The 26,147-nt window shown below is 71.4% G+C and carries 34 protein-coding genes and 1 pseudogene; 14 read left to right on the top strand and 21 right to left on the bottom strand.

The window, feature by feature from the left end; translation table 11 throughout:
* The first annotated feature begins 5 nt into the window (after positions 1–5).
* Positions 6–398, top strand: a complete 393-nt coding sequence (locus tag ACZ63E_RS37785) for an RDD family protein (protein ID WP_465341130.1) — start codon at positions 6–8, stop codon at positions 396–398.
* On the opposite strand, the gene ACZ63E_RS37780 is transcribed toward ACZ63E_RS37785, so the two are convergent.
* Together ACZ63E_RS37780 and ACZ63E_RS37775 are read right to left on the bottom strand one after the other, a co-directional pair.
* Positions 395–667 (bottom strand): hypothetical protein, encoded by a 273-nt coding sequence (locus ACZ63E_RS37780; RefSeq protein ID WP_465341129.1) that lies wholly within the window; start codon positions 665–667, stop codon positions 395–397. The genes ACZ63E_RS37785 and ACZ63E_RS37780 overlap by 4 nt on opposite strands.
* Before the next feature lie 139 nt (positions 668–806).
* Positions 807–2,327 carry an FAD-dependent monooxygenase gene (locus tag ACZ63E_RS37775; RefSeq protein ID WP_465341128.1) on the bottom strand — a complete coding sequence of 507 codons (1,521 nt, stop codon included), beginning with the start codon at positions 2,325–2,327 and terminating at the stop codon, positions 807–809.
* A 65-nt stretch (positions 2,328–2,392) separates the two neighbouring features.
* On the opposite strand from ACZ63E_RS37775, the gene ACZ63E_RS37770 reads away from it, so the two are divergent.
* Positions 2,393–3,025: a TetR/AcrR family transcriptional regulator gene (locus tag ACZ63E_RS37770; protein ID WP_465341127.1), complete on the top strand. Its 633-nt coding sequence runs from the start codon at positions 2,393–2,395 to the stop codon at positions 3,023–3,025.
* On the opposite strand, the gene ACZ63E_RS37765 is transcribed toward ACZ63E_RS37770, so the two are convergent.
* The 3 genes and pseudogenes from ACZ63E_RS37765 to ACZ63E_RS37755 all read right to left on the bottom strand — a co-directional run bounded on the left by ACZ63E_RS37765 (position 3,017) and on the right by ACZ63E_RS37755 (position 4,977).
* Positions 3,017–3,676, bottom strand: a complete 660-nt coding sequence (locus ACZ63E_RS37765) for an NADP-dependent oxidoreductase (protein ID WP_465341126.1) — start codon at positions 3,674–3,676, stop codon at positions 3,017–3,019. The two genes, ACZ63E_RS37770 and ACZ63E_RS37765, sit on opposite strands and share 9 nt — an antisense overlap.
* A gap of 86 nt (positions 3,677–3,762) precedes the next feature.
* Positions 3,763–3,936: pseudogene (locus tag ACZ63E_RS37760) on the bottom strand (NADP-dependent oxidoreductase); the annotation flags it as partial.
* 330 nt (positions 3,937–4,266) lie between these two features.
* Positions 4,267–4,977 (bottom strand): methyltransferase domain-containing protein, encoded by a 711-nt coding sequence (locus tag ACZ63E_RS37755; RefSeq protein ID WP_465341125.1) that lies wholly within the window; start codon positions 4,975–4,977, stop codon positions 4,267–4,269.
* Positions 4,978–5,105: 128 nt separating this feature from the next.
* Between ACZ63E_RS37755 and ACZ63E_RS37750 the strand changes: the two genes are divergently transcribed.
* Genes ACZ63E_RS37750 through ACZ63E_RS37740 form a run of 3 tightly spaced genes read left to right on the top strand, consistent with a single transcriptional unit; the run spans position 5,106 to position 7,648 of the window.
* Complete coding sequence (locus ACZ63E_RS37750; RefSeq protein WP_465341124.1) at positions 5,106–6,095, top strand: ABC transporter substrate-binding protein; 990 nt, start codon at positions 5,106–5,108, stop codon at positions 6,093–6,095.
* Between the two features lie 33 nt (positions 6,096–6,128).
* Entirely contained in the window at positions 6,129–6,860 is a 732-nt protein-coding gene (locus ACZ63E_RS37745) for an ABC transporter permease (protein WP_465341123.1), read from the top strand.
* Positions 6,857–7,648 (top strand): ABC transporter permease, encoded by a 792-nt coding sequence (locus ACZ63E_RS37740; protein WP_465341122.1) that lies wholly within the window; start codon positions 6,857–6,859, stop codon positions 7,646–7,648. Before ACZ63E_RS37745 ends, ACZ63E_RS37740 begins: the two co-directional genes overlap by 4 nt.
* Positions 7,649–7,652: 4 nt before the next feature.
* On the opposite strand, the gene ACZ63E_RS37735 is transcribed toward ACZ63E_RS37740, so the two are convergent.
* Together ACZ63E_RS37735 and ACZ63E_RS37730 are read right to left on the bottom strand one after the other, a co-directional pair.
* Positions 7,653–7,970 carry a hypothetical protein gene (locus ACZ63E_RS37735; protein ID WP_465341121.1) on the bottom strand — a complete coding sequence of 106 codons (318 nt, stop codon included), beginning with the start codon at positions 7,968–7,970 and terminating at the stop codon, positions 7,653–7,655.
* A gap of 252 nt (positions 7,971–8,222) precedes the next feature.
* A complete protein-coding gene (locus ACZ63E_RS37730) occupies positions 8,223–9,110 on the bottom strand; it encodes a LysR family transcriptional regulator ArgP (protein WP_465341120.1) in 888 nt (295 codons plus the stop codon).
* 66 nt (positions 9,111–9,176) lie between these two features.
* On the opposite strand from ACZ63E_RS37730, the gene ACZ63E_RS37725 reads away from it, so the two are divergent.
* A complete protein-coding gene (locus ACZ63E_RS37725; RefSeq protein WP_465341119.1) occupies positions 9,177–9,779 on the top strand; it encodes a LysE/ArgO family amino acid transporter in 603 nt (200 codons plus the stop codon).
* Position 9,780: 1 nt separating this feature from the next.
* Here ACZ63E_RS37725 and ACZ63E_RS37720 read toward each other — a convergent pair whose 3' ends face one another.
* The 7 genes from ACZ63E_RS37720 to ACZ63E_RS37690 all read right to left on the bottom strand — a co-directional run bounded on the left by ACZ63E_RS37720 (position 9,781) and on the right by ACZ63E_RS37690 (position 14,326).
* Positions 9,781–10,269 (bottom strand): methylated-DNA--[protein]-cysteine S-methyltransferase, encoded by a 489-nt coding sequence (locus tag ACZ63E_RS37720; RefSeq protein ID WP_465341118.1) that lies wholly within the window; start codon positions 10,267–10,269, stop codon positions 9,781–9,783.
* Positions 10,269–10,646 carry a hypothetical protein gene (locus tag ACZ63E_RS37715; protein ID WP_465341117.1) on the bottom strand — a complete coding sequence of 126 codons (378 nt, stop codon included), beginning with the start codon at positions 10,644–10,646 and terminating at the stop codon, positions 10,269–10,271. Before ACZ63E_RS37715 ends, ACZ63E_RS37720 begins: the two co-directional genes overlap by 1 nt.
* On the bottom strand, positions 10,643–11,356 hold the full coding sequence (locus tag ACZ63E_RS37710) for a 2OG-Fe(II) oxygenase (protein ID WP_465341116.1): 714 nt from the start codon (positions 11,354–11,356) through the stop codon (positions 10,643–10,645). The genes ACZ63E_RS37715 and ACZ63E_RS37710 overlap by 4 nt, the downstream gene beginning before the upstream one ends.
* 579 nt (positions 11,357–11,935) lie before the next feature.
* Positions 11,936–12,529, bottom strand: coding sequence for a methylated-DNA--[protein]-cysteine S-methyltransferase (locus ACZ63E_RS37705; protein ID WP_465341115.1), 594 nt, complete (start codon positions 12,527–12,529; stop codon positions 11,936–11,938).
* Positions 12,526–13,008 carry an RNA polymerase sigma factor gene (locus tag ACZ63E_RS37700; RefSeq protein ID WP_465341114.1) on the bottom strand — a complete coding sequence of 161 codons (483 nt, stop codon included), beginning with the start codon at positions 13,006–13,008 and terminating at the stop codon, positions 12,526–12,528. The genes ACZ63E_RS37705 and ACZ63E_RS37700 overlap by 4 nt, the downstream gene beginning before the upstream one ends.
* Positions 13,009–13,021: 13 nt before the next feature.
* Entirely contained in the window at positions 13,022–13,819 is a 798-nt protein-coding gene (locus ACZ63E_RS37695; protein WP_465341112.1) for a putative protein N(5)-glutamine methyltransferase, read from the bottom strand.
* 12 nt (positions 13,820–13,831) lie between these two features.
* Positions 13,832–14,326: a L,D-transpeptidase gene (locus tag ACZ63E_RS37690; RefSeq protein ID WP_465341111.1), complete on the bottom strand. Its 495-nt coding sequence runs from the start codon at positions 14,324–14,326 to the stop codon at positions 13,832–13,834.
* 140 nt (positions 14,327–14,466) lie between these two features.
* On the opposite strand from ACZ63E_RS37690, the gene ACZ63E_RS37685 reads away from it, so the two are divergent.
* From ACZ63E_RS37685 to ACZ63E_RS37670, 4 genes are read left to right on the top strand one after another with little or no spacing between them, the layout of a single operon-like run.
* The gene (locus tag ACZ63E_RS37685; RefSeq protein ID WP_465341109.1) at positions 14,467–15,192 is read left to right on the top strand and encodes a transglycosylase SLT domain-containing protein; all 726 of its coding nucleotides are present in this window, start codon (positions 14,467–14,469) and stop codon (positions 15,190–15,192) included.
* Position 15,193: 1 nt separating this feature from the next.
* Positions 15,194–16,225, top strand: coding sequence for a CHAP domain-containing protein (locus tag ACZ63E_RS37680; protein WP_465341108.1), 1,032 nt, complete (start codon positions 15,194–15,196; stop codon positions 16,223–16,225).
* Positions 16,222–16,488 (top strand): YbaB/EbfC family DNA-binding protein, encoded by a 267-nt coding sequence (locus ACZ63E_RS37675; protein ID WP_465313931.1) that lies wholly within the window; start codon positions 16,222–16,224, stop codon positions 16,486–16,488. Before ACZ63E_RS37680 ends, ACZ63E_RS37675 begins: the two co-directional genes overlap by 4 nt.
* Positions 16,485–16,982 (top strand): hypothetical protein, encoded by a 498-nt coding sequence (locus ACZ63E_RS37670; protein WP_465341106.1) that lies wholly within the window; start codon positions 16,485–16,487, stop codon positions 16,980–16,982. Before ACZ63E_RS37675 ends, ACZ63E_RS37670 begins: the two co-directional genes overlap by 4 nt.
* 9 nt (positions 16,983–16,991) lie before the next feature.
* On the opposite strand, the gene ACZ63E_RS37665 is transcribed toward ACZ63E_RS37670, so the two are convergent.
* The gene (locus tag ACZ63E_RS37665; RefSeq protein ID WP_465341105.1) at positions 16,992–17,765 is read right to left on the bottom strand and encodes an ESX secretion-associated protein EspG; all 774 of its coding nucleotides are present in this window, start codon (positions 17,763–17,765) and stop codon (positions 16,992–16,994) included.
* Positions 17,766–17,813: 48 nt separating this feature from the next.
* Here ACZ63E_RS37665 and ACZ63E_RS37660 point away from each other — a divergent pair, with 48 nt between their 5' ends.
* The gene (locus ACZ63E_RS37660) at positions 17,814–18,602 is read left to right on the top strand and encodes a helix-turn-helix transcriptional regulator (RefSeq protein WP_465341103.1); all 789 of its coding nucleotides are present in this window, start codon (positions 17,814–17,816) and stop codon (positions 18,600–18,602) included.
* Here the strand turns inward: ACZ63E_RS37660 and ACZ63E_RS37655 are convergent.
* From ACZ63E_RS37655 to ACZ63E_RS37635, 5 genes are read right to left on the bottom strand one after another with little or no spacing between them, the layout of a single operon-like run.
* Positions 18,514–19,116 (bottom strand): hypothetical protein, encoded by a 603-nt coding sequence (locus ACZ63E_RS37655; protein WP_465341102.1) that lies wholly within the window; start codon positions 19,114–19,116, stop codon positions 18,514–18,516. The two genes, ACZ63E_RS37660 and ACZ63E_RS37655, sit on opposite strands and share 89 nt — an antisense overlap.
* Entirely contained in the window at positions 19,113–19,805 is a 693-nt protein-coding gene (locus ACZ63E_RS37650; protein WP_465341101.1) for a hypothetical protein, read from the bottom strand. The genes ACZ63E_RS37655 and ACZ63E_RS37650 overlap by 4 nt, the downstream gene beginning before the upstream one ends.
* Positions 19,798–20,085: a hypothetical protein gene (locus tag ACZ63E_RS37645; protein WP_465341100.1), complete on the bottom strand. Its 288-nt coding sequence runs from the start codon at positions 20,083–20,085 to the stop codon at positions 19,798–19,800. Before ACZ63E_RS37645 ends, ACZ63E_RS37650 begins: the two co-directional genes overlap by 8 nt.
* Positions 20,082–21,245, bottom strand: coding sequence for a PPE domain-containing protein (locus tag ACZ63E_RS37640; RefSeq protein WP_465341098.1), 1,164 nt, complete (start codon positions 21,243–21,245; stop codon positions 20,082–20,084). The genes ACZ63E_RS37645 and ACZ63E_RS37640 overlap by 4 nt, the downstream gene beginning before the upstream one ends.
* Positions 21,238–21,714 carry a hypothetical protein gene (locus ACZ63E_RS37635; RefSeq protein ID WP_465341096.1) on the bottom strand — a complete coding sequence of 159 codons (477 nt, stop codon included), beginning with the start codon at positions 21,712–21,714 and terminating at the stop codon, positions 21,238–21,240. Before ACZ63E_RS37635 ends, ACZ63E_RS37640 begins: the two co-directional genes overlap by 8 nt.
* A gap of 125 nt (positions 21,715–21,839) precedes the next feature.
* Here ACZ63E_RS37635 and ACZ63E_RS37630 point away from each other — a divergent pair, with 125 nt between their 5' ends.
* Positions 21,840–22,397, top strand: a complete 558-nt coding sequence (locus tag ACZ63E_RS37630; RefSeq protein ID WP_465341094.1) for a copper resistance CopC family protein — start codon at positions 21,840–21,842, stop codon at positions 22,395–22,397.
* 1 nt (position 22,398) lies between these two features.
* Here the strand turns inward: ACZ63E_RS37630 and ACZ63E_RS37625 are convergent, their stop codons facing one another.
* Positions 22,399–23,775 carry an APC family permease gene (locus ACZ63E_RS37625; RefSeq protein ID WP_465341093.1) on the bottom strand — a complete coding sequence of 459 codons (1,377 nt, stop codon included), beginning with the start codon at positions 23,773–23,775 and terminating at the stop codon, positions 22,399–22,401.
* 172 nt (positions 23,776–23,947) lie between these two features.
* Here ACZ63E_RS37625 and ACZ63E_RS37620 point away from each other — a divergent pair, with 172 nt between their 5' ends.
* The gene (locus tag ACZ63E_RS37620; RefSeq protein ID WP_465313920.1) at positions 23,948–24,442 is read left to right on the top strand and encodes an Lrp/AsnC family transcriptional regulator; all 495 of its coding nucleotides are present in this window, start codon (positions 23,948–23,950) and stop codon (positions 24,440–24,442) included.
* 117 nt (positions 24,443–24,559) lie between these two features.
* Positions 24,560–25,951: an aspartate aminotransferase family protein gene (locus ACZ63E_RS37615; RefSeq protein ID WP_465341092.1), complete on the top strand. Its 1,392-nt coding sequence runs from the start codon at positions 24,560–24,562 to the stop codon at positions 25,949–25,951.
* Positions 25,952–26,147: the final 196 nt, after the last annotated feature.

Here is a 26,147-nt window from a genome sequence, read left to right as displayed (position 1 = left end):
CAGGCATGGAAACAAAACCGCGGGCCGACGAGGACCCCTCGCTGTCGGTCGTACGCCGCCGCGGCCACGGCGAGCCCGCCCAGTGGCGGCGGACGTGGGCGATCGTGCTCGACCTCGCGCTGCACCTCACGGCGGCCCTCGTGGTCGCCGCGCGGCTGGGCTTCCCGTTCCTGCTCACGGCGATCGCGACGTACGCGGTGGTGTCGTTCGCCCACCGGGTCCTGCTGCAGTGGTGGTGGGGCGCCACGCTCGGCAGGGCGCTCTTCGGCCTGCGCTGCGTGGTCGAACCGATCGGCGAAAAAGCGACGTTTGAGCTGCTGGTCAAGGAGTGGCTGTTCACCTCCTACGTGCTGGTGGTCTTCGCCGTGCTCCCCGTGGTCGACGCGATCCCGCGCTAGCCCTGGTCGCGGTTGGCGCAGTCGCTGAAGATCGCGCCCGCCGACGGCCACCGGAAGCTCGCGTTGTTGTTCTTCATGGTGGCGGTGAAGTCGTGCCCGCTGTACATGCCGAACGACTGCGACGCGAAGCCGCTGTTGAAGTAGAAGCAGAGGTACAGGTCGGGGCGGCCGTAGCGGGGCGCCGCGGAGGCGGCCGGAGCCGTGAGAGAGGTTCCGGTGAGCGCGGCGGCGAGTGCCGTGAACCCGATCAGTGCCCGTTTCGCACGCACGGGTCTCCGTTCCTGGATCCGTCGCCCCTCAGCCGCATCACTGCCGGCCGCTGATCCGGTTTACCGCCTTCCGGGAATTCACTCGATCGGCCCAGCACACGCCAGGCGTCGACGTCGTTGTCGGCGCCTGGCGTGCAAGTCAGGCGGGCTCGCCGAACCACCGGTGCAGCGCGTCCGCCAGTCCCGCGGTCGTGCCGTCCTCCCGCGCCCAGGCGATGTGCCCGTCCGGCCGGACCAGCACGCCGGTGAGGGACGGCTCGCTCTCGCACTTCACGCTCAGCACCCGGACGCGCCCGGCCCACGCGGAAGCCGCGTCGCGGACGTCGGCGCTCTCGGCGAGGTCCAGCAGGAGCGCCTGGCCGTCCTGGAGGTGCTCGCCGAGCCGGGTGCCGTCGGCGAACGCGAAGTCGGGCGCCCCGCGGCCGGTGAGGTCGTGCTCGTCCTCGATCGGGTAGCGGTGCAGGACGCCGGAGAGCTTCTTCGCCAGGTACGTCGCGCCGTCGTCGGTGTGCAGGAGATCGGTGACGACCTGGCGCAGCGCCCGGGTCCGGGCGTCGGTGCGCATCAGCGCGACCTGCGCCCGGGTCCACTCGAGCACCCACTCGCCGATGGGGTGGCGTTCGGTGGTGTAGCTGTCGAGCAGGCCGCCGGGCGCCCAGCCGCGGATCGTCGCGGCGAGCTTCCAGCCGAGGTTGACGGCGTCCCCGACACCGAGGTTGAGCCCCTGCCCGCCGAACGGCGAGTGGACGTGCGCCGCGTCGCCGGCCAGCAGGACGCGGCCCTGGCGGTAGGTCGCCGCCTGGCGGGCGTTGTCGGTGAAGCGGGTCGCGCTGTGCACCTTCGTCACCCGGACGTCCGCGCCGGACACCCGCCGGAAGCTGTCTTCCAGCTCCTGCGCGGTGATCGGCGCGTCGCGGTCGGCGGGCGGGCCGTCGAACTCGACGGTGAGGATCCGCCCCGGCATCGGCCCGTGGACGTACAGGCCGCCAGTGCCGTGCTGCCAGCCGCCGGGCAGCCCGTCGGCGCCGGTGAGCTCGACCATCGCCTGCCGTCCCGTGATGGCGGGATCGGTGCCCGGGAAGGCGAAGCCGGCCTGCTTGCGGACGAAGCTGCGACCCCCGTCGCAGCCGACGAGCCAGCCCGCGCGGACCTCTTCGTCCCCGATCCGGACGGTCACGCCGTCGTCGTCGGCGTCGAAGCCGGTCACCTCGGCGCCGCGCCGGACCTCGACCCCCAGCTCCTTCGCGCGTTCGCCGAGGATCGCCTCGACGGCCTGCTGCTGGATCACGACGACCCGGGCCGCGGGCCCGACGTCGCGGAAGTCGGGGTCGTCGAAGTGGACCCCATTCGCGCCGACCATGATCCCGGCGAAGTGCCCGACCGGCATCACGGGCTTCGGCCCGGGCCCGCCCCCGCCGCGCGACTTGAGGAACTCCTGGATCCGTTCGAAGTTCTGCCGCACGTTCTCGTCGAGCGCGGGCAGCATGCCGCGGCGGTAGAACGCCTCGGCCGTCGGCAGGTTGATCGACCCCGCCTTGATCGTCTGGTCCGGTTCGGGCAGCCGTTCGACCACGAGCACGTCGACGCCGTGGAGCCGCAGTTCGCAGGCGAGCATCAGCCCGACCGGTCCGCCCCCGGAGATCACCACATCCCTGTTCATGGCTCCGATGATGCCGACAAACTTTTACCGAGTCAAACTTTATGATCAGTCTATACTCTCGGCTCATGGTGGACGACGGACTGCGCGAACGGAAAAAACGGGCCACCCGCCAGCTGATCGCGGACGTGGCGACGGGTCTGTTCATCCACCGCGGCTTCGACGAGGTGACGGTCGCGGAGGTCGCCGAAGCGGCCGGCGTCTCGAAGATGACCGTGTTCAACTACTTCCCGCGCAAGGAAGACCTGTTCCTCGACCGCCACGCCGACCGCCTGGCCGACCTCGTGGCGGCCGTGACGTCCCGCCCCGCGGGCACGTCGGTGGTGGCCGCGCTGCGAAACCACCAGCAGGAGCTGCTGGCCGCCGGCCACCCGCTGTCGGGCGCCATCGCCGGCGGCCCCGGGTTCTGGTGGGTGCTCACCTCGAGCCCGGCCTTGACGGCGCGCTGGTACGAGCAGGAGCGCGAGATCGCCGACGCGCTGGCGGAGGTGTTCAAGAAGGAGACCGGGGACGCCTTCCGCTCCCGGATGGTCGCCGGCCTGGTGACCACGGCGATCACGACGATCTTCACGCACGCGATGAGCCGCATCATGGCCGGCGACGAGCCGGAGGTCGTCCGGAAGGAGCAGGTCGGGTTCATCAACCAGGCCTTCGACCTGGCCGAGAACGGGGTCGGCGACTTCCCGGCGGAGTCAGTCTGACAACACCTGGATGATCGTCCTGCCGGGAGTGCGGCGGCGACGGGTGAACGCGTCGGCCGTTTCGGCGAGCGGGCGCACGTCGCCGACGAGGGGCCGCAGCCGGCCGTCCCGCACCCGCTGGGCGAGGTCCGCCAGCCGCGCGCGGTCGGGCTCGACGACGAAGAAGACGGTGCGCCCGTCCTTCGGCCGCACGGCGGTCGGCTCCGCGATGGTCACGACGGTGCCGCCCGGGCGCACCAGCGCGGCCGAGCGCTCGAGGACGTCACCGCCGATGACGTCCAGGACCACGTCGACCTCGCCGATCCCGGACCAGGGATCGGCGGCCACGTCGGCGAAGGAGTGCGCGCCGAGCTCCAGCACGACGTCGCGGTCGGCGGCCCGGCCGGTGCCGATGACCCGGGCGCCGAGCTCGCGCGCGAGCTGGACGGCGATCGAGCCGACCCCGCCGGCCGCGCCGTGGATCAGGACGGTCTGCCCGGTCGTGAGCCCGGCGTGGTCGACCAGGCCCTGCCACGCCGTCAGCCCTGAAACCGGCAGCGCCGCGGCGACGGCGTAATCGATGTCGGCGGGCAGCGGCGCGAGGTTGCGGGCCTCGACGGCGGTGTACTCGGCGAGGGAGCCGTCGCGGGCCCAGTCGCCGAGGCCGAACACCCGCTGGCCGATGGTGAAACCGGTGGTGCCGTACCCGAGTCGACGACCACCCCGGCCAGCTCGTGCCCGGGCACGCTCGGCGTCCGGTCGTGGCCCGCGCGGTCGGTCCAGGTGGCGGGCCAGTCGAGCTCGCCGGGCGTGAAGCCGGCGGCGTGCACCTGAACGATGACGTCGTTCTCGGCGGCGTGCGGGTGGGGCAGGTCGGTCAGGGTGAGCCCGCCGACACCGGCGTCGCGGTCTCGTACGGTGACGGCTTGCATGGCGGTTCCTTTCGGGGTGGTCTTCGCCGGGCCGCGTGCGTCAGCTGGCCGTCTCCGGGCGGTTCTTCAGGCCGTCGAGATAGGTGCTGAGGATGTCGGTCCGCACCGCGAAATGCGTGGTGGCGATCTCCGGCCCCATGCGGCCGGGAATGCCCGGGGTCGTGTGCAGCGCGATGGCCCTCCAGACGGTTTCGGCGGCCGCGGCGGTGATAGAGGAGGGGGACTGGTCGTGGCCTGGACGAGCCGGGTCGCCTCGGCGACGGCCGCGGTCTCGGGAACGTCCACTCCCGCGATGATCTCGGACATGACGTCAACGTGTGTAACGGAACATCACTCGTGGGTGGCCCGGCTGATCGTCATCATGGCGTCGCCGCCGCGCTGGAACTCGTAGTCCACGGGCCGGACGGCCGTGTGCAGCCCGGCCGCCGCCAGCTCGGCGCGGACCGGCGCCAGCTCCGGGTTCTCGGCCAGGCCCATCGGCACCAAGGGGAACACGCGGACCTCGCGGCCGATCCTCGCCAGCTCGCGCAGGCTGGCCACGTGGAACGCGCGGTCGAGCCGGTCGGCGTAGCTGAACAGCAGGTGGGAGCTCAGCACCAGGTCGAACTCCCCGTCCGGGAACGGCAGCGCGGGCAGCGCGGCCCGGAGGTAGTTCTCCGGGTGCGCGGTGCGGTCGGCCGCGAACAGCTCCACCGACCGGGTCCGCGACTCCAGGTAGTGGCCCGGGTCGCGGAAGTACGTCCACACGTACTCGTCCGGGTTGGCCTGGTGGTAGGCGTACCCGCGGCGCAGGCTCTCGAGCGCGGCCTCCCGGACCTGCTCGACCGGGCGCTCGTACACCGGGTCGCACGCCAGCGTCGTCCCGCCGGCCGCGTTGACCTCCGCGGTCAGGCTGGCCGCGCCGCCGGGGCAGTCGAGGATCCGCCCGGCGAGGTCGGCGTCGGTGAGGGCGAACATCCGGCGGTATTCGTCGAGCGAACGCGAGCTGACGAGCACCGCGCCGATCCGGTTCTCGGGGCGCAGTTCGTCCGGTTTGGTCATCGTTGTCTCCCCATGGCAATCCGATGAGAGGACTTCCCCCTCCTGCCCGTCACTTATTTTCCCATTGCCGCCCGGTTGGACGACAATGAACCGGTAGTCTCCCTTCCCGTCATCGAGGGAGGGGCCCCATGAACACATTCCGGCGGTGGATCACCGCCGCAGCCGTCGTTTCCGCTGTCGCCGCGCTGGGCGGGTGCGGCCTGCTCGGCGGGTCGGACGACAACGCCGGCAGCAACAACAAGGTCGAGAAGGCCACCGTCAAGGTCGGCATCATCCCGCAGCTGATCGACATCGCCGGCTTCGAGCGGGCACGCAGCGCGGGTTACTTCGGCGCCGAGGGCCTGCAGGTCGAGCTGGTCACCATCAAGAGCGCCACCGAGGCGGTGCCCAAGCTCAAAACGGGGGAGTTGGACTTCGCCTTCGGCAACTGGACCTCGTTCATCGCGGCCCAGTCCGAGGGGACGGTCGACCTGCGGACGGTCGCGGACGGCCTGCAGGCCAAGCCGGGGATGACCGCGCTGGTCGCGATGCCGCAGTCGCCGATCAGCTCGCCGAAGGACCTGCCGGGCAAGTCCGTCGGCGTCAACGCGCTGGTCGGCAACGTGACGCTCACCAGCAAGGCGGTCATCAAGGCCGCCGGGGTCGATCCCGGCGGCGTCCAGTTCAAGGTCATCCCGACCGCGAACGCCCTCAACGCCCTGCAGACCGGGCAGATCGACGTCATGTCGCTGCAGGAGCCGAACCTGACCATGGCCAAGCAGCAGCTCGGTGCCAAGGTGGTGGTCGACCGGGCGACCGGGCCGGTGGCGGACTTCTCGATCAGCGGTTACGTCGCGCCGGCGGACTTCGTCAAGAACGACCCGAAGACGACCGCCGCGTTCGCCCGCGCGATGGCCAAGGGGCAGGGCGACCTGGCCGACGAGCAGATGGTCCGGAAGACCCTGCAGGACTACGCCAAGATCGAGCCGGGTGTCGCGAACGCGGCCGGCGTCGGTGTCTTCCCGGCTGCGGTCGACCGGGCCCGGCTGCAGAAGGTCGCCGACCTGATGCTGACCTACGGTGACCTCAAGCAGAAGTTCGACGTCGGTCCGATGATCTACCAGGCGCCGGCGTCGTAGGTGATGCGCCGGTTCCTCCGCCGTCTGGCCGGGGTGGCTGTGCTCCTCCTCGCCTGGGAGGGGTTCAGCCGCTCCGGCGTGATCGCGCGGGAGTACTTCCCGCCACCGTCCGAAGTCGTCGTCGCGCTGGTTCGAATGCTCGGCGAGCGCGAGTTCCAGCTCGACCTGGTCGCGACGCTCCTCGCGTGGCTGATCGCGCTGGGCGTCGCGGCGCTGATCGCGGTCCCCGGCGGCCTGCTGCTCGGCAGCATCCCGGTGGTGCGCACGGCGGCGGGCGCGGTGATCGAGTTCCTGCGCCCGATCCCGGCGATCATGTGGTGGCCGCTGTTCTACATCATTCTTTCGGACGGACCGGGAACGAAGATCACGCTCGCGGCGTACGCGGCGATCTGGCCGATTGTGTTCAACATCGTCTACGCGCTCGGCGAGGTCGAGCGCGGCTACATCGAAACGGCGCGAACCTTCGGCCTCGGCCGGCTGTCGGTGCTCCTGTGGGTGAAGCTGCCCGACGTGGTGCCGTTCGCGATCACGAGCCTGCGCATCGCATCGACGTTCGCATTGCTGGTGGTGGTTTCGACAGAGCTGGTGTTCGGCGGCGACCGTGGTATCGGGATCTACCTCATCCGGTACGGAGAGGAGAGCGGCCACTTGGACGTCGTGCTCGCTGGAGCGGTCCTCGCCGGACTCGTCGGATACCTGAGCAACAGCGCATTCGCGGCGCTGCAACGGAAGTTCGTCGTGTGGGCGCCGGGGGAGCCGCGATGAGGGGTGTCCTCCAGCGGTGGGCGGTGTTCGTCATCGGTGTGGTCGTGTGGCAGGCCCTGACCGCGTACTTCGACGACGCGTACTTCCCGACCCCGGTAGAGATAGCCGGAAAGATGCACGAACTGTGGTTCGCCGGCCCGCCGAGCCACTTGTTCCTGACCAGGCTGGCGATCGAGAACATCATGCCCAGCCTGGGCCGCCTGCTGACCGGCTGGCTCATCGGCAGCGCGGCGGGAGTGGTTTTCGGTCTGGTGCTGGGCCGGTCTCGAGCAGGCCTCGACTACGCGGACGCGGTGATCAACTTCGGCCGAGCACTCCCGGCGCCGGCGCTCTTGCCGGTGTTCTTGGTGCTGTTCAAGATCGGCACCCCGGTCCAGCTGGCCACGATAGTCTTCGGCGTGGTGTGGCCGGTGCTGTTGAACACGGTCCAGGGCGTGCAGTCGGTGGACCCGATCATGGTCGACACGGCCAGGGTGTTCGGAACCCGACGGCTACGGCTGCTGTTCGTGGTGATCCTCCCGGCGTCGCTTCCCAAGATCTTCTCGGGCATGCGGATCGCGCTTGGGCTGTCTCTGGTGCTGATGGTGATCTCGGAGCTCGTCGGCGCTACGAACGGGATTGGTTATCAGTTTCTTTTCGCCAGCCAGAGCTTCGATCTGTCGGCTGTGTGGGCTTGGATCGTGTTGGTTGGGGTCCTGGGGAATGTCTTGAACTGGCTGTTCCTGGTGGTGGAGAAACGAGCGCTAGGCCGTCATGTCGCAGCGAACTCGGTGGAGGTGCAGGCCTGATGAGCTAGGCCAAATCCGTTGCCTGAACGTCCAGCAGCCCCAGCGGCTCGAAGATCGGAATGAGTCGATTCAGGTACCAGCCGAGGTCGGAGAAATTGGATGGGCCGCCGAGCTTCCTGCGGTTTATCGAGGCTACGAACGATATCTCCGACCTTCCCTGGTGAAAGAGTAATTCGCCACCCACTTCGCTTGGTATGTCCAACAGGATCGAAAACCCCACCGTCACGAGATCTGCCGGTGTGGCGTCTGCTTGGGCAAGAAGATCACCTACTTGCCGGTCGTCAGCGTGCACCCAGTCGAACATGGTGTTCTCGTCGAACACGTAACTGATTTGCCCTCGATGGGAAAGCGAGCAGCCGGCGGCGACCAGTGCGTTCAGCGTCCCCGAAACTGTTATCGGGGCCACGAACTCGAAACCAATGCTTGCAGACCGAGTCAACCGCTTCTCCTGTTCCAGACCCTGGCGTCCGATCGCACCCGCACCAACCGCTCGTCGCCAGCGTAGGCCGGGTTCGCGCGATGTGCGGGACCCGGTCCCCGCTCGCACCCGTAGCCGAGGCTGAGTTGTGGCTGTTCAGCGGAGTGCGGTCTTTGCGCCTTGCGTTACTGCCTGGGCCACTGCTGCCAGGGCTGGGGAGTCCAGCTTCCACTGCTGCCAGTGCAGGGGGACGTCCAAGGGACGGTCCGGTGCCAGATCGACCAGGGCGTCTCCGCGGGAGGCCGCCTGGATTTCTGGGACCATTCCCCAGCCTAGGCCGGCTGTTACGGCGTCGGTGAAGGACTCTGAGGCTGGGACGTAGTGGCGGACCAGGGTGAAGTTTCGGCGGCGGGTCAGGGCTCGGAGGAAGCGGTCCTGGAGGTCGTCCTTGCGGTCGAACACGATCACCGGTGCGGTGGGGAGGGCGGATGGGAGCGGGGCTGATGAGAGCCAGCGCTTGACGAATGCTGGTGACGCCATTGCCCGGTAGCGCATGCGGCCAAGGCGGTGGGAGGTGCAGCCTTGCACTGGCTGGGGAGCCGCCGTTACTGCGGCCATCACCAGGCCTTCGCGTAGGAGGGTTGCTGTGTGGTCCTGGTCCTCGCGTTGCAGGTCGTAGCTGAGGGACAAGGACTCCGGGACTTGTGAGAGGGCCGGGAGGAACCACGTTGCCAAGGAGTCGGCGTTTACCGCGATAGTGAGCGTGCGGACGGCTGACGAGCCCAGGCCCAGCTCGGACAGCGCGTCTTGTTCCAGTTGGGTCAGGGACCGCGCGTAGCGGACTACCACCTTGCCGGATTCGGTCAGGCGTACTGGCTTGGTTCGGAGCAGGAGGACTCGGCCGGTGCGCTGCTCCAGGGCTTTTACTCGCTGGCTGACCGCGGACGGCGTGACGTGCAGGACCGACGCCGCCGCGTCGAAGCTTTGCTCGTCCACTACGGCCAGGAGCGTTCTGACCTGGTCCAGGGGGAGGTCCGACATCATGAGCGCTAATGTTACGTAAGAATCTTTAGCTGGAGTAATGCAGCCGGACGGTCATACCGTGGTGGCGTGCTCCCTTTGCTCGTCGCCGGGTTCGGAACCGGCCTCTCGCTCATCGTTGCCATCGGTTCTCAGAACGCCTTCTTGCTGCAGCAGGGTCTGCGTGGGGGAGCCGTGACGCCGCTGGTGGTCATCTGCGCCGTGTCCGATCTGGTGCTGATCGGGCTGGGGGTCAGTGGGATCGGGGCCGTCCTGGGCCGGTGGCCGACCGCCATCGGGGTCATCGCTGTCGGGGGTGGGCTGTTCCTCCTTGCCTATGGGGCCCTGGCCGCGCGGCAGGCGTTCCGGCCTTCGGTGATGACCGTGGGTGAGGAACGCACGCCGCTGCGGAAGGCGGTGCTTGCCTGTGTTGCCTTTACCTGGCTCAACCCGCACGTCTACCTCGACACCGTGCTGCTGCTCGGCTCGATCGCCGTCGCTCACGGCGATGGGCGGTGGGTCTTCGGTGTCGGAGCCGGCATTGCCAGTGCCGTGTGGTTCAGTGCGCTGGGCTTTGGCGCGAAGCGGTTGGCCGGGGTGTTTGCCAAGCCGGTGGCGTGGCGTGTCCTGGACGTCCTCATCGCCGTGACCATGACCGGCCTTGGTGCGACGATGCTGCTGAGCCACGTCTAGCTCACCAGAGCTGGCCACGCTCCGACGCCGGTGGGCGTTCCAGTTCCAGGAGGAACTCCTTGCGCTTCAGGCCGCCTGCGTAGCCGGTCAGCTTTCCGTTCTTGCCGACGACGCGGTGGCACGCCACGAGGATGCTCAGCGGGTTGCGGCCCACCGCCGCGCCGACTTCGTGCGGCAGGCCGCCCGCGACCTTCGCGAGTTCGCCGTACGTGGCGGTGTGGCCGTAGGGGATCTTCGCGATCTCGGCCCACACTGCGCGGTCGAAGGCGGGGCCGTCGGCGCGCGTGCCGATGTCGAACTCGGTGCGCTGGCCGGCGAAGTACTCCTTCAGCTGGTGGACCGCTTCCGGGAAGGCCGTGTCGTCCTGCTCGCCGAACGTCGACCGATCGGGGCGCGTCCAGTGGTGCGGGAAGTACAGGCCGGTGACAACCTCGCCGTCTCCGACGAGGGTCAGAGGGCCGATCGGTGAGTCGACGATCGTGTGTTTCATCAGTCCTCCCAAGTGGTGCCGTCAGCCCGTGCGCCGCGTACGCCGGGCATGCGAAATTCTGCCAATGTTGCGGTGGCGACCGTCCGATGTGGACTCCAGGACGTCGACATCCGCAACCGCTGTGCCATCCCGGCCCAGCCGGCCGGGGTTGCGCTGACCACCCAGATGTCTGGTTCCGGTGCTGCGAACCGGCGGGCTTGGCGAAGCCAGGACGCCGCCGTCTCCGGCCACGTCACCGTGGCCAGGACGAGCCCGCCCCAGGCCTCGGCGATGCGTGCTCCGTCGGCCCGGGACATTGGATCAGCCGCGGTGCCGAGGACGATGTGGCGGGCCGAGCCAATGAGGCCGACCAGTGCCTCGAGTTCTGCGTCGGTCATGTCGCGTCGTGGAAGACGAGGCCGAGTGTGTGCCGTCGGCCTGAACGGACTGCTGAGACGCCGTGGCGTACCGGAGATGCCGACCAGCCGCGGGCTGAGCGGACCGGACGGTCGCGGGTGGTGAACACGAGGCCGTGACCCTGGGGGATGAGTGTCGCGGTGCCGCGTGACTGAGCGCGTGGTCGTTGCTCGACCAGCAGGAACTCGCCTCCGGTGTGGTCGGTGCCCGGGTTGTTGAGGTTGATGACGACCTGGAGCGGGAAGACCTTGTCGCCGTACAGGTCGCGGTGCAGGGCGTTCCAGCCGCCCGTTTCGTAGCGCAGCAGGATCGGTGTCGGCCGCCGCTGGCCGGCGGCGTGGCAGATGTCCAGCCATTCGTCCAAGGTGGACGGCCATTCCGCGTCGCGACCGAGGCGGGTGTGCCAGTCCTGGGCGATCGGCAGCAGCCGGGGGTAGAGCGCCTGGCGGAGACGCTGCACCGGCTCCGGGAACGGTGCCGCGAAGTAGTGGTAGTCGCCGTTGTCGCCGAAGCGGTGGCGCCGCAGGTTCACCGTGGCGCGGAAGTGCTCCGGCTCGTCCCACATCGCGACGAGCTCGGCGCACTCGGCCGGGGTCAGGAGCTGCGGCAGCAAGGCGCAGCCGTAGTCGTCGACTTCGGCGGCCACGGTGTTCCAGTCGGCCGCCGCGACCCGCTTCTCGAATGTGCTCATACCTGGTAGACGCGCCGGGTGGGGGAAACGTGAGATCGGTGGGGAGGGCGATTTGGTTCTGGTGTGGACGCGGGGTGAGAACGGGGGAGCGGCGGCTCGGCAGGGCGAGGCAGCCGGGGCGCGAGGGGACCCGTGCCGGGCGTTGCCGGTGGATGGACGAGCGGTCCCGGTGCCAGGTGGGGCGGCCGGGCGAGTGGTTCGGTGCCGGTGGGCAAGGCGGGCGGATCTGCTGGATGCGGCTGTCCTGGCCAGGTGGCTGTTGTGGCGGCGGCCGCGAGGGTGAGTGCTGCGGAGGGTGGTGGTGAGGAGGGGGTGTGCTGTTGGGGGGCGACGATGAGTGCGCTGCGGAGCGGTGGTGAGGACGAGTGTGCTGTGGGGGGCGGGGATGCGCGTGCTGCGGAGGGGGGGTGGCGTCGCCGGGCCCGGCGGGGCGTGCTGAGGACACGGCGACGCCTAGTCAGTCGCCGCCCCCCGCCGGGGGGGGAGAGAGTGAGAGAGACGGGACAGCGCTCCTCCACCTTCGACCCCGCTGACTCGGGCCGAAGGTGGAGTAGCTGAAGACCGGCGCCTAGCAGCGGCTCAAGCCGCCTCCAAGGTCAGGAGCACTCGCTTGGCCTCTTCGCCGCCTGCGTACTGGCCGTACGAACCGTCGGAACGGACCACTCGGTGGCAGGGCACCACCACCGGCAGTGGGTTGAGCGCGCACGCCGTGCCCACTGCGCGGACCGCCTTGGGGCTGCCCGCCGCCGCTGCTACCTGGGCGTAGCTCTCCGTGTGGCCGTATGCGATCTCCGGTAGGTGCTCCAGGACCGAGAGGCGGAACCCGCGGGCCAGGTGGAAGTCGAGCGGGACGTTGAACGACTGGCGGCCGCCCGTGAAGTACTCGTCGAGTTGTCTGGTCACCGCGTCAAGGCGGGCCGGGGCTCGGAGGATGCGGGGGCTGATGCTCTCGGCCAGCGCCGCCAGCACCGCGTCGTGATCCTGGCGGTCGAACGCCACCTTGACCAGGCCGCGCTCGGTCGCCGCCAGCAGCAGGGGGCCGACCGGGCTGTCCAGGGTGCGGTAGGCGAGGTCGAGCAGGCCTTCGCGCTCGGCGGCCGCGGTCAGGCGCTCGTGCATGCGGTTCGGGTTGAGCTCGTACTCCACCGGAAGCGAGGCGAAGATGTCGGTCATGTGTGCGCTCCTTCCAAGTTCACGGGATAGGTGGCCCGCAGGGCCTTGACGCCGTCGGCGGCCGCGCGGCGGGCGGCCTCCGTGGTGCCGCCGAGGATCTCGGCGATTTCGCGGTACGGCAGCCCGCCCAGGTAGTGGTAGGCGACGGCGGCGCGCTGCTTGTCGGGCAGCCGGGCCAGCGCCGCCCACAGGTCGCCGTCCCACGTCGGCTCGCGGCCCGGGCGGTCCGGGACCTCGCCGACCGGGACCGGGGCGCGCGCGTGCGCCCGCGTGACGTCGATGGCCTTGCGGTGCGCGATCGTGACGAGCCACGCCTGGACGTTCGCGTCCGCGGGCAGCTCGGGATACGCCTTCAGCGCCGACAAGAAGGTCTCCGACCAGGCGTCTTCGGCGTCTGCGGGGCCCAGCATGGCCCGGCAGACCCGGAAGACCATCGGTCCGTGCTCGGCCACGATCTGCTCGAACGGTTTCACGATCACACCTGGTAGACGCTCACGGCGCCGAAACGTGAGATCTCGGATGGGTGATGTGAGACCCGGTGACCACGGTGGCGCCCAGCTCCTCGGACTCGTGCACCCGCGGCGCCAGGCCGGCCTCGGCGAAGAGCGCCGCCAGCACCGGCGCCTGCCGCTCACTCGCCTCGACCAGCACGGTCCCGCCGGGGGCCAGCCAGTCCGGCGCCCCCGCGGCGACACGACGGGCGAGGTCGAGACCGTCCGCGCCGCCGTCCAGCGCGACGCGGGGTTCGTGCAGCCGGGCCTCGGGCGGCATCGTCGCGACGGCCTCCGACGGGACATACGGGACGTTGGCCAGCAGCACGTCGACCCGGCCGCGCAGCGACGACGGCAGCGCGTCGTAGAGATCGCCCTGGTGGACGTGGAAATCTGGAAGGTTCACGCGGGCGCATTCGACGGCCGCGCGCTCGACGTCGGCGGCGTGCAGCTCCCGCGGCCGCAGCACCGCGGCGAACGCGGCGCCGAGCGCGCCCGAACCGCAGCACAGATCCAGCACGACGGGGTCCGGCGGGGCGAGCGAAACGGCGACGTCGACGAGGAACTCCGTCCGGCGCCGCGGCACGAACACGCCGGGCCGCACGGTGATCCGCAAGCCGTGGAACTCCGCCCAGCCGAGCAGCTGCTCCAGCGGCAGGCCGGCGACGCGGCGCTCGACCAGCGACTCGAGCTCGGCGGGGGAAGCGGCCGCGGTGACGAGGAGCTCGGCCTCGTCCTCGGCGAACACACAACCGGCGGCACGCAGCCGCGCGACGACGTCGGAAAGGGAAGTGGTCAAGGTCAGCGAAGTTTATACGACCTGCACCGCGTCACCGACGTTCAACCCGTCGAAGAACGCGGCCGCGTCGGCGTCGTTCAGGTGGACGCAGCCGTGCGACGGCGTGTCCAGCGGGCCCTCGTGGAAGGCGATGCCGCCGGCCGCGAAGAACACAGAGTAGGGCATGTTCGTGCCGTAGCTGCTGCTGGTGTGCTCGCGGTCCTTCCACGCGACGCGGAACGACCCCGCGGGGGTCGCCTGGTCGGGCGGGCCGAAGCCGGCGGGGACCGGGCCGCGCACGACCTGGCCGTCCCGCAGCAGCCAGGCGAGCCGCTGGGTCAGGCTCACGCACGCGCCGGTGATGACGGCGCAGGGTGGCGCGGGCGGGGGAGCCGTCGTGGTCGGCGTGGTCGCCTTGGTCAGTGGCGCCGGCTCGGCGATCGGGCTCGGCGTGGTCGTCCGCGGCGGCGAACACGCCGCCGTGACCAGCATCAACCCCAGCAGGGTCGCCACCCCGGTGCTGCGCATCCGTCTTTCCCCTCGTCGCGGGTCCTCCCGGGATCAGTACGGCTGACCGGCCCCGAAGGTTGAGCCGCGTGTGCAGCGGGGTTGTCCCTGCGTGCAGCGCGGCTACCGCGGCGGGTACCCGGACGGTCAAGGTCGAACCCATGACCAAGCTGAGCGCCGAGCAGATCGCCCGGCACGCCTACGACGCCGGGTTCCGCGGCCAGGGCCTGACCACCGCGGTCGCGGTCGCGCTGGCCGAGTCCGGCGGCCGGACGACCGCGCACAACGCCACGCCGCCGGACAACTCCTACGGCCTGTGGCAGATCAACATGCTGGGCGCGCTCGGCCCGGACCGGCGCCACCAGTACCACCTCAAGTCGAACGACGCGCTGTTCAACCCGGACACCAACGCCCGGGTCGCGAAGGACATCTCCAGCGACGGGCACGACTTCACGCCCTGGTCGACGTACACCAACGGCGCCTACAAGGACCACCTCACGGCCGCGCGCAAGGCCGCCCAGGAGGTCGTCACGAAGCACCACGGCAAGCCGCACGCCCAGTCCGGCGCGTCCCATGGCAAACCGCTGCGCGTGGACGACACCGTCCTGCACTCCTATGTGAAGCGGACCCGGCACGTCGCCGACACGCTGGGCGCCACGACCGGGCAGCTGCGCGACGTGCGGGAGATCGGTCACGAGAGCTTCGGCAAGATCGGCAAGGAGTCCGGGTTCGCCGACGCGCTCGCTGGCTTCGGTCTGGCCCTGCAGAAGCAGGTCAAGGGCGTCGGCGCGCACGCCGACGGACTCGCTACGGCCGCGCAGAAGGCCGCGAAGTCCTATCGCGACCACGAGACGGCGACCGCCGCCGCGTTGAACGGACGGAACTGACATGGACACCGCCGCGCTCGCGCGTTCCTTCGCCAAGGACCTCATCGCGCACCGCAACAAGCTCGCCGGGAAGGCCGAAGACGCCGTCCGCGCCGAGTTCGCCCTGCACCAGGTGGCGGGCGCGCTGGACGCCCAGCACGACGCCTACCACAAGGAAAGCGCCACGGTGCTCGGCCAGTGGCAGGGCCACGGCGCCGACGGCTTCGAGCACACCAGCGCGAAGCTCACGAAGGAGCTGAAGGTCACCAGCGCTGCCGGAGCCGCGGCGGAGAAGCTCGTCGCGCACGTGGCGTCCACTGTGGACAGCGGGCACACAGCCGTGCAGCGGCTGGTCGACGAGTACACCGCCAAGGCCAAGCAGATCCTCGACGCCGGCGCGACGACCGGGACGCAGGCCGCGCTCATGCGGGCCGTCGGGCACGCCGCGGACCTGGCGCCGCAGTACACGCGCCAGTCCGCGTCGACACTGCGGCACGTCGACGCCGAGCTCAAGGCGGCGGCGAAGAAGCTGAACGAGCTCCGGAAGGACCTGACCCACGACGGCGTCGCCGACAAGACGGCGCCCGCGCACGCGACTCATCCCGGCAAGTCGACTCATCCCGGCAAAGCATCGGGGCGCGGGAAGGACGTCGTCCACGCCGCGCGCACGCAGCTGGGCGTCCGCGAGAACCCGCCGGGCAGCAACCGGAACCCGTACGGCCCGACCGCCGCGTGGTGCTCGTCGTTCGCCACCGCGATGTGGCGCAAGGCCGGGGTGAAGATCCCGATCCTGCCGTTCAGCGGCGACGTCTACCACTGGGGCCAGGAGAACGGGCACGCGTACGGCAAGAACTCGCTGCACCAGGCGCGCCCGGGTGACGTGCTGATCTTCGGCACCGGGCCGCAGAACACGTCGACGAGCACGCACATCGGCATCGTCGAGAAGGTCGAGGGGAACCAGGTCACGATGATCGAGGGCAACTCCGGGGACGCCGTCCGCCGGAACACGCACACGCTCTCGGCGTCGACGTTCTACGGAGGGGTCCACCCGTGATCACCGGAAAAGCCGCCGACCGGACGGTCGCCGTGGAGGTCGCGCCCGGTGGGGCGCTGCGGGAGCTGACGTTGGAGGCGTCAGCGCTGCGGCTGGAGCCGGACGAGCTCGCCCGCCGGATCCTGCTGCTGACAGCGGCCGCGTCGGCTCGCGCCACCGCGTCGCTGTGGCACACCGTCGACGACGGGCTCGAAGGCCTCGGCCTGCCCGCGCCGGGGGAAGCCGCGGAAGAGACGACGCCGGAAAGCTGGCGGGCGCAGTGAACGGCGAGCGGACGGCGGTGGAGCTGGCCGACGACGCCTTCGCGGCGCCGGACCCGGGGTACGGGGCGCGGCTGGCGGCGATTCGCGCGGGTGCGGCCGGGGACGGGGTTTCGGTGCTGGTCGATCTGCACGGCGCGCTGGTCGACCTGCGGTTCGACCGGTGGGCGCTGAACCGGGCGCCCGGGGAGCTGGCCGGGGTGATCCGACGGCTGGCCGAGGAAGCCGCGGTTGATGCGCTGCGACAGGGGCGGGAGCTGCTCGGGGATCTGCTGCCGGAAGAGGAGCCCGGCGGGATGGCGGGGCCCGCGATCCGGCCGCGCGAGCAGGACGAGTCCGGTCCGGCTCAAGCCTCGGGACCCGAGATCCGGCCGCGCGAGCAGGACCAGCCCGACCCGGCTCAAGCCTCGGGACCGGCGATCCGGCCCCGACGGCAGCCCGCGATCCGGTCACGCGAGCCCGACGACTCCTTCACCCCCGTGACCTGGGCGACCTGACCGGTCCGCTCACCGGACGTCGTCGACCAGACGGCCGATCCGGTCCGCGACCCACGCGCTGTCCGCGGGAGTGAGCGTCACCCACGGCTCGCCGCCGACGTTCTCCGGGGTCACCGCGTACCGCCCCACCGCCGTGTCGAACCAGGCCACGACCGGGGTGCGGCCCGCCGGACCCGTCGCGGCGAGCTGGCCCGCCGCGTAGCGCTCGGCCGTGACCAGCGTGGCGAGCGGCCGCACGGCCCGGCCGGTGATCCCGGCCGCGCCCAAGGCCCGCTCGAACGCGTCGTAACCGCTGCGGGCGTACGCCTCCGTCGCCGCCGAGTAGGCCGCGCGAGGGAGGCGGAGCTGGTCGCCGGGGCCCGGGGGCTGGTCGCCGAGCATGCGGGTCACCGCCGGCACCAGGTCGGCCGGGCGCAACGGCTCCAGCACCAGGTCACGTTCGTCCAGCACGGCCAGCACCCCGGCCGTGTCCCGCACCGCGGCGAGCAGCCGCCACGGCGCCTCGCCGAGCACCAGCGCGTCGACGCTCAGCGCCGGTGACCCCAGCAGCCCGAACAGGTCCGCCAGCCCCGGGTCGATGTCGTCGCCGTCGGTCAGCCCGGCTTCGGACAGCCCCGCGAACACGCGGACGCCCAGGTCGTCGCGCTCGGCGTGGGTGGCGCCGTGCGCCGGGACGTCGAACGGGTGCGGTGGCGGCCCGCCCGGTCCCAGGTCCTCCCAGAGGAGATCGAATTCCAGATGCGACAGGATCACTCCCGCCGTCGTCGCGGTGCGGCGCGCCATGGTCCCCCTTCCCGTGGTGGGCGGCCGCCGTCGGGCACGATGGTGCCGATGGCCGAGCCGCACCATGTGGAGGTACCCGCGAGCGGGTACCTCGTCGTCCGCGCTTCGGGCGCGGCGGCGGCGCGCGCGGCGATCCTCGGCGGCGCCGCCGGTGCTCCGGAGGGCATCCAGCTGCTGCTGCGCTGCCCGGTGCCGCGCGCGGTCGCCGAGTCCGGCGCGAAGCTGACGTTCGCCGACGCGACCCTGCACCTGCAGCCGTCCGGCGTGGTGATGCTGACCGTCGCCGCGGCGAAGCTGTCGATCTCCTTCACCGAGCTGCGGCCGCTGATGTTCCGGCCGGTCGAGGTCGACGCGCCGCTGCGGTCGCTGTTCGCCGGCGCCGTGGCGCACGTCCTCGCGGCCGGGCCGCGCCTCGACCCGCACGGCCTGGCCCACCACCTGCTCGGGCTGGCCGAACTGGTGCTGCGCAGCGCGTTGCGCGTCGAGCTCGACCGTGTCGACGTACTCGCGGCGCGAAGGCGCGAAGCACTGGAGTACATGCGCGCGCACCTGTCCGAGCAGTCGCTTACAGCGGACAGGATCGCCGACGCGCTGTACATCTCACGAAGGCGGCTGTACCAGCTGTTCGACGACGGCCAAGGCGTCTCGGAACGGCTCAAGGGCCTCCGGATCGAACGCGCGAAGGTGCTCCTGGCCGACCCCGCGAAGGCCGGGCGCGGGATCGCGGAGATCGCGCGGGACTGCGGGTTCACGAGCGCCCCGCACTTCTCGCGGACGTTCCGCGCGGCGACCGGCCGGACCCCGCGGGAGTTCCGGGAGCGGGCGCTGCGGCCGTGAGGTCGACGCCGGCGACGAGCGTGCCCGCCAGGCCCGCCACCTCCAGCCAGCCCCGGCCGCCGGGGGAGTGCAGGGTGAACACCGCCGCGCGCGGGCGGTCCGGGTCGAGCACCACGGCCTGCAGCTGCGCGCCGGACAGGCCGATGCGCTCGACGATCGTCACCGGGTAACCGCGGCCGGTGCGGGCGCTGCTCACGTCGCGGATGCCCGGGCTCCGGTCGGCGACGAACCGGCCGAGGTCCGCCGCGGCGGCTTCGTCGAGCGGCCCGTCCGCGGCGATCATTCCGGCGATCAGCAGCGCGGGGTCCGCGTCGCGGTGCTCGACCAGCGCGAGCAGGCCCGCGCGCTGCTCGTGGGCGATCTCCGCGGACTGGACGGCGGCCGCTTCGAGCCCGAGGTCGCGGGCGGCGTCGGGCCCGCGCAGGCGCGCCATCAGCGTGTGCAGCTCGGCCGTGGTGCGCTCGACCGAGTCCAGGCTCACCGGGGTGATCCCCGGGACGGCGGGCAGTTTCACCGGCCACCCAGCGCGGCGGCGAACGCGCCCACGGCGCCCGGCGGCGGGGTCACCGGCGCGACGGGTGTCCGTGCGACGGTCACCCCCAGCTCACGTCCGGCGGCCGCGAACGACTCCAGATGTGTGGTGAGGGAAGGGAAATCCGGTGCGCTCGGCAGCGGTGCGCCGTCGCCGAGGGCCCGCAGCCGGGCGGCGACGCGGGCCGCTTCGGTGGTGTGGGCGCGTTCGAGGTCCTGCGCTTCGGCGAGGACACGCTCGAGGTCGTCGCGCCGGGCGGCGAGCCGGGCGCGGGCGGCGGTGAGTTCTCCTTGGCCGGCCGGGGAAAACTGGGCTTCCGTCTCGGCCCGCTCGACGTCGTCTTCGGCGTCGACGACGGCTCGGCGCGCTGCCGCGGCCCGGCGGTCCAGGTCTTCGGCTTGGCGGCGGTGGGCGAGCAGCGTTCCGGCCCAGTCGCCGAGAACCGTTGCCGCCGTGCGCATCGCGTCCGGCACGGCGGACAGGCCCGCCGCGGCTCGGCGGGCGCGGTCGGCCAGCGCCTGGGCGGACCGGCCCGCCCATTCCGGGATCTCGCCGGGGGACGGGGCTTCGCCGAGCCGGCCCGCCGCTTCGGTGCACCGCCGGGCCGCTTCGGCGACGGCGTCGGGACTGCCGGGCGCCGGGTCGAAGCCGAGGCCGCGGAACTCAGCCATCGGCCAGGCCCAGGTCGCCGGCGGCTTCCGCGTCCGTGGACCGGTAGGCCTTCGCCGCGGCCCGGACACTCGCCGCCGCCATGCCGAAGTCCGTCTGCACGGCACGCATCCTGCCGGACCACTCGCCGATCAGCGCGGTGAGCGCGGCCGATACCGGGCCCGGATCGTCCAGGCCCGCGGCGTCGACCTCGGCCGCCGCGGCGCGATGCTCCTCCGCGGCGTCCTCCAGCCGCCGGGCGAGGACGTCGAGCGCGGCGGGGTCGGCGTGGAACCCGCTCATTCGCCGAACACCGGCGGGTACGCGGGCGGGAGGTCGTCGAGCAGGTCGTACCCGTCGGCGTACTTGTCGCGGTGCTCGGTGTCGTCCTCGCGCCGGGCGCCCTGGCCCGGCGGGTACATCCCGTACCCGCCCGCCGAGCCGCGGCCGCCGTTCCCGCCCGGGCCGAAGCCGGACACGCCGGCGCCCGGTCCGCGGCCCAGGCCCGTCCGGCCGCCTTCGGCGAAGCCTCCGCCGGAAGCCGAACCGGCCGGGACCCCGGGGAAGCCCGGGCCGAAGCCGGTTCCGTACCCCGCGCCGCTGGTCTGGCCGCCGGTCGTCACCCCCGGCCCGATCACCCCGTCGAGCCCGCCGGGCACCACGGTGCCGGTGAGCGCGCCCGGCAGGGCGGCCGCGGACGACGTCGAGTCGTCCGGGACGCGGCCGGGGTCGTGGTCCGGTTCGGGGGAGTCGACGGGCGGGGCCACCGTCACCGGTGTGGGCACCCGCGGGGTGTCGGAGCCCGCGCTGACCTGCGGCGCGGTGTCGAACGCCGGGGGCAGCCGGTGACGGACGTCGTGGCTCGCGCCCTCGTACTGCTCCATCACGCGCACGGCCTCGGCCTTGGCCTGGTCGGCCTGCTTCTTGGTGGGCAGCTTGTCGTCGAGCAGGTCGTCCAGCATGTACGCGCCTTCGGGCCCGTCGAGCCGCTTGACGGCGTATCCCTCCTGGAACCACCGCTCGGCCCAGTAGTGCACCGGCTCCGGCATCTTCCGCCGGGCTTCGCCGATCGCCGAGGTGTAACTGTCGAGGCCGTCGCCGATGTGGCGGGCGTTCTCGCTCGCGGTGCTGGCCCAGCCGGTCAGCCGGTGCACCGAGTCCGCCGCCTGTGCCGCCGACGGGCCGCGCCACGACAGCAGCAGCTTCTGCACCAGCGCGTGGACGTCGCCGGTGGCCGTGTCGACACCCTTGCCGAGCTCGGCCCACCGGTGGGCCTGCTCGCCCAGCCGGGGCGGGTCGGCCGACTGGACCATGTCCCACAGCTCGCGGTGGTCGTAGCTCTCCCAGTTGATCCGCCCGAACGTGTCTTCACGGTCGTTCGCGGCCTTCTCCCGGCGGACGCGCCGCGCTTTCGCCTTCTCGCGCTTCGTGGGCTCGTGGTGCGTGGAATGGAACTCAGGCATCACGCTCACCCGCCCGGAGGGACGCGGCGGCCTCCTCGTCGTTGCGGCGGTGCGTCGCGGCGACGGTGTCAAGCGCCTGCCGGAGCGCGGCGAGCTCGCCGAGGTACGACGTCAGCGCGGCCTGCACCCCACCGGCCTCGGCGCCCCCGCGGACGCCGAACGAGCGGCGCATCCAGTGGGAGACCGGCCCCTTGCCGTCGGCCAGCGGAGTGCCGAGGTCACGGGCGCTTTCGAGGTAGCCGGACAGCTCCTGGTGACGCTCGTCGAGGGCCTTCTTCGCCGCGTCGACCTCGGCGTAGTCCAGCTCCAGGACGTCGGAGCCGTCGGCGACCAGCGCGGCCGTGCCCCCGCCCTGCGGCTGCGCGACACCCGAGGCGTGTTCCCGCGGGTCGTGCCCGTCCTGCTTCTCTCGCTGGTGCTCCGCCCGCAGCTGCCGCCGTGCGTCGGCTTCGTTGCGCACTGTCGCCATTGAGGTCCTTCCCTCGCCACCCAGGCGTCCATCCTGGCCAATGGGCGGCGCGAAGAGAAGGGAGACCCACCCGGGTGCACGGGTGGACACGAAGACTGCACGGGCGGATAGGGCAGGATGTCCGGATGATCCCGCGTCGCACGTTCGGTGCCGTCCTCGCCGCCCTGTTGGGGCTTGTCGTCCTCGCCGGACCGGCGTCGGCCCACACCGAGCTCGAGTCCAGTTCCCCCGCCGAAGGCGCGTCGATCGCGACCGCGCCGACGCAGCTCCAGCTGACCTTCGGCGAGCCGGTGACGCTGCCGCCGGACCCGGTCAAAGTGACCGGGCGCGACGGCACCGCCTGGAAGGTCGGCACGCCGGCGGTCGCGGGCAAGGTCGTGACGGTGCCCGTGACGCCGGCCGGGCCCGCCCAGGCCTATACGCTGACCTGGCAGGTGATCGCGGAGGACGGCGACAACCTCACCGGCACCGTGCACTTCACCCTCACCGCCGCGGCCTCGAGCTCGGCGGCTCCGACGTCCGTGGTCGCCCAGACCCAGCCGGCGGCGCCCAGCTCTCCGGCCCCGGCCGGGGTCGACTCCGTCGGCATCCCGAGCTGGATCTGGGTCCTGGTCGGCGTCGTCGGCCTGCTCGCGGTGATCATCATCGGCGTGCGCCAGCTGAGGGGCCGGCCGAAGGACTGACCTACTCCTCCGGCGGGACGGTCACGACCCACCGCTCGGGCCGCCGCCGCAGGTACCCCCACCAGTACAGCGCCGACACCACGAGCACCCCGGCCGTGATGCCCAGGTCGAGCGCGCTCTGCTCGACCAGGACGTACGCCAGCGCGGCGACGGCGACCGCCGGCACCACCGGCCAGGCCGGCATCCGCCAGACGTGGGGCTTGCGGTGCGCGGCCCGGCGCGCGCCGAGCGCGGCGGCCGCCACGCTGAGGTACAGCGCGACGACGGCGACCCCGGTGACACCGCTGAGCGTGTCCACCGGCACGAAGCAGAGGACGGCTTCGGACAGCCCGACCACGAGCGTGGCGACCCACGGCGCGCCGAACCGTTCGCTGACCACGCTCATCACGCGGTTCACCGGCGCCGGCCAGGCCTGGTCGCGGGCGGAGGCGTAGAGCACCCGCGAGTTCTGGATGACCATCACGATGACGGCGTTCACGATCGCCGCGGCGATGCAGAGGCTGATCGCGACGCCGACGGCGGAGCCGCTCCAGGCGGTGACCAGCGCGGTGAGGTCGACCCCGGCGAGCGCGGCGGCGTCCGGCACGGCCAGGGTGATGGCGACGACCGGCACGAGGATGACCAGTGCGCTGATGCCGAGCGTCCAGAACACCGTCCTGGCCACGGTCTTGCGTGGCTCGCGCATCTCCTCCGCGAGGTAGACGGCGGTGCTGAAGCCCTGCACGACGAACAACGCGACGGCGAGCCCGGCGACCACGGCGATCAGCCCGATCCCGCCGGTGCCGAGGCTCGGCTTCAGCAGCACGGCCGGGCTCTGCGTGGTGTGCGTGAAGCCCAGCAGGGACACGACGAAGATGGCGACGATCTCGATGACGAGGAAGATCCCGGTGATCCACGCGTTGGACCGCAGGTTCAGCAGGCCCATCACGGTCGAGGCGAGCATCACGAGCGCCCCGGCGACCGAGGGGTTGATGTCCGCGACCGCGGCGACGTAGTCGGCGACGCCGATCGCGATGATCGGCGGCACGACAAGGATCACGATGAACGACAGCATGAATGTCAGCCAGCCGGCGAACCGGTTCGCCACGGTCGTCATCATCGCGTATTCACCGCCGGCGCTCGGCACCAGCGTGCCGAGCTCGGAGTAGCAGAAGGCGATCCCGACGCAGAGCAGCACCGCGAGCGTGATGGCGAGGGCGGTGCCGGTGCCGAGCTCGGCGAACAGCGGGGGCACGAGGACGAACAGCGACGACGCCGGGGTCACGCAGCTGAGCGTGAGGAGCGTGCCGCCGCCGACCCCGATGGAGCGGGTGAGCTTGCGGGCGGTCTTCGGCGTCGCGGCGGTGGTGGTGGCGGGCGGGGCGGGAGTGCGGGACACGGGGCGTTCCCTCCGGCCGGGGGCAAGGTGCGACGGATGGAACAGCACCGTTTCGGTGTTGTCAACGGCCCGAAGACGACTAAATCCGTTGTCATTCCGGGGATGCGCTTGCGCATCCGGTGACCTTCCGTGACGAATGCGCCGCGTTTGCCTGGGATCGCCCGTGTCGGGGATGATCCGGGGGGTGAGCAGCCAGGACACGCCCAACCGGCCCGCCCCGCCGGTGCTCGACGACATCTCGCGGCAGATCATCGCGCAGCTGCAGGAAGACGGCCGCCGCGCGTACGCGACGATCGGCAAGGCGGTCGGCCTGTCGGAGGCGGCGGTGCGGCAGCGGGTGCAGCGGCTGTCGGACTCCGGGGTCATCCAGATCGTCGCCGTCTCGGATCCCTTGCAGGTCGGGCTGTTCCGGCAGGCGATGATCGCGATCACCGTCGAGGGGCCGCTCGAGCCGGTCGGCGACGCACTGGCCGAAATGGACGAAATCGCGTACGTCATCCTCTGCGCCGGGCGCTACGACCTGCTGTGCGAGGCGGTCTGTGCGAACGACGAGGCGCTGCTCGAACTGATCTCGACGCGGATCCGCGCGCTGCCGGGGGTCCGGCACGCGGAGGCGATGGTCTACCTCAAGCTGCGGAAGCAGACCTACCAGTGGGGCACTCGCTGAGCGTCACGACTAAATCCGAAGCTGACGGCGTGATAATGACCATGGATTAGTTGTCGATGTTCGTCCGGGCGACTGAATCACTTGCGTGACGGCGACGGCGCGTGCGATAACCGAGGCATGACCACTACCGCCGACCGCGCTTCCGTCGACGCATCGAGGCTCGCCCAGTCCGCCCGCAGCAACCTCTGGATGCACTTCACCCGCCACTCCGCCTACGACGAGACCGACGTCCCGGTGATCGTGCGAGGCGAAGGCGCCTACATCTGGGACGCCCGCGGGAAGCGCTATCTGGACGGGCTCGCCGGCCTGTTCGCGGTGCAGGTCGGGCACGGCCGCGAAGAGCTCGCCGAAGCCGCCGCGCGGCAGACGAAGCAGCTCGCGTACTTCCCGCTGTGGGGCCACGCGCACCCGACGGCGATCGAGCTGGCTTCGCGCCTGGCCGACGCGTCACCCGGCGACCTCAACCGCGTGTTCTTCACCGTGAGCGGCGGCGAGTCCGTCGAAACGGCGTGGAAGCTCGCGAAGCAGTACTTCAAGCTCGTCGGGAAACCGACCAAGCACAAGGTGATCAGCCGCGCGCTGGCCTACCACGGCACGTCGCAGGGCGCGCTGTCGATCACCGGCATCCCCGGCGCGAAGGCCGACTTCGAGCCGCTCGTGCCGAGCACCCTGCGCGTGCCGAACACGAACTTCTACCGCGCGCCCGAGCACGCCGACGACTACGCCGCCTACGGGCGCTGGGCCGCCGACCAGATCGAGCAGGCCATCGAGTTCGAGGGCGCGGACACCGTCGCGGCGGTGTTCCTCGAGCCGGTGCAGAACACCGGTGGCTGTTTCGTGCCACCGCCCGGTTATTTCGAGCGGGTGCGCGAAATCTGCGACAAGCACGACGTGCTGCTCGTGTCGGACGAGGTGATCTGCGCGTTCGGCCGCGTCGGGTACGACTTCGCCGCCAAGCGCTACGGCTACCAGCCGGACATCATCACGACGGCGAAGGGCCTGACGTCCGGGTACGCGCCGCTGGGTGCGGTGCTGGCTTCGGAGCGGCTGATGGAACCGTTCACCCGTGGTGCGACGACGTTCATGCACGGGTCGACCTACGGCGGGCACCCGGTGTCCTGCGCGGTGGCGCTGGCCAACCTGGCTCTCATGGAGCGGGAGGACATCTACGGGCACGTGCTTTCGCGGGAGGCGGCGTTCCGGTCCACTTTGGACAAGCTGACCGACTTGCCGATCGTCGGCGACGTCCGGGGCGCGGGCTTCTTCTACGGCATCGAGCTGGTGAAGGACAAGGCGACCAAGGAGACCTTCAGCGCCGACGAGTCCGAGCGCGTGCTGCGCGGGTTCCTTTCGGACGCCTTGTTCGAGGCGGGCTTGTACTGCCGCGCCGACGACCGGGCCGAGCCGGTGGTGCAGCTGTCGCCGCCGCTGATCTGCGACCAGGCGCAGTTCGACGAGATGGAGCAGATCCTGCGGGACACGCTGACCCGGGCGTGGAAACTGCTGTAGGACGGGCCGCCGCCCCCGGAATCCAGTTTAGCGGTGGGCACCGACAGTTTCGGCCGCCTCTGTGGCCGCGGCTTTGGCCCGATCGGGCGGGGAACCCGGCTTTCCCGCCCGGGGGCCGGGTTCCTGGGTACCGTGGACGTCGGGGGCCGGGGGAGCGGCCGGTGACCGGGCCGCCCGTGTTCGCGCCCTCCGGCCG

The sequence above is a fragment of the Amycolatopsis sp. NPDC104819 genome, from assembly GCF_055583145.1.
The sequence above is the reverse complement of the archived record's forward strand: the minus strand, read 5'-3'. Positions and strand labels throughout refer to the sequence as shown.